This is a genomic window from Streptomyces sp. 13-12-16, assembly GCF_002114215.1.
In the GTDB taxonomy this organism is placed as follows: Bacteria; Actinomycetota; Actinomycetes; order Streptomycetales; family Streptomycetaceae; genus Streptomyces.
The window spans coordinates 1-779 of record NZ_NCTE01001415.1 but is presented as its reverse complement, the minus strand read 5'-3'; the positions used below and the strand labels follow the sequence as shown (position 1 = coordinate 779).

1 protein-coding gene is annotated in these 779 nt (G+C 75.1%); it reads left to right on the top strand.

The window, feature by feature from the left end; all coding sequences use genetic code 11:
- On the top strand, positions 1-779 hold a 779-nt coding region (locus B7767_RS41800), incomplete at both ends, for an NAD(P)/FAD-dependent oxidoreductase (protein ID WP_143652982.1).

Below are 779 nucleotides of genomic sequence, written 5' to 3'. Positions count from 1 at the left end.
TCGGCGGAGGCCACAACGGCCTCGTCGCCGCCGCCTACCTCGCCCGGGCCGGGCGCTCCGTGCTGGTGCTGGAGCGGCTGGACCACACCGGCGGGGCGGCGGTGTCCACCCGCCCGTTCACCGGCGTCGACGCACGGCTGTCCCGGTACTCGTACCTGGTCAGCCTGTTGCCCCGGAAGATCGTCCGGGACCTGGGGCTCGACTTCCGGCTGAGCACCCGCACCATCTCCTCGTACACCCCCGTCGAACGCGACGGACGGCCCACCGGGCTGCTCGTCGGCGGCGGCGAGCGGCGCACCCGCGAGGCGTTCGCCCGGCTCACCGGCTCCGAGAGCGAGTACCGGGCCTGGCAGCGCTTCTACGACATGACCGGCCGCGTCGCCCGCGGTGTCTTCCCGACCCTCACCGAGCCGCTGCCGACCCGCGACGAACTGCGCCGCACCGTCGGCGACGAGGAGGCCTGGCGGACCCTCTTCGAGGAGCCCCTCGGCGTCGCGATCGAGGAGCGCTTCGCCGACGACCTGGTGCGCGGCGTCGTCCTCACCGACGCCCTCATCGGCACCTTCGCCGACGCCCACGACCCCTCGCTGAAGCAGAACCGCTGCTTCCTCTACCACGTCATCGGCGGCGGCACCGGCGCCTGGGACGTCCCCGTCGGCGGCATGGGCGCCCTCACCGACGCCCTGGCCGACGCCGCCCGCGCCGCCGGCGCGGTCATCGCCACCGGCCACCGGGCGGTACGCGTCGACACCGACGGCCGCACGGCCGAGGTCACCCAC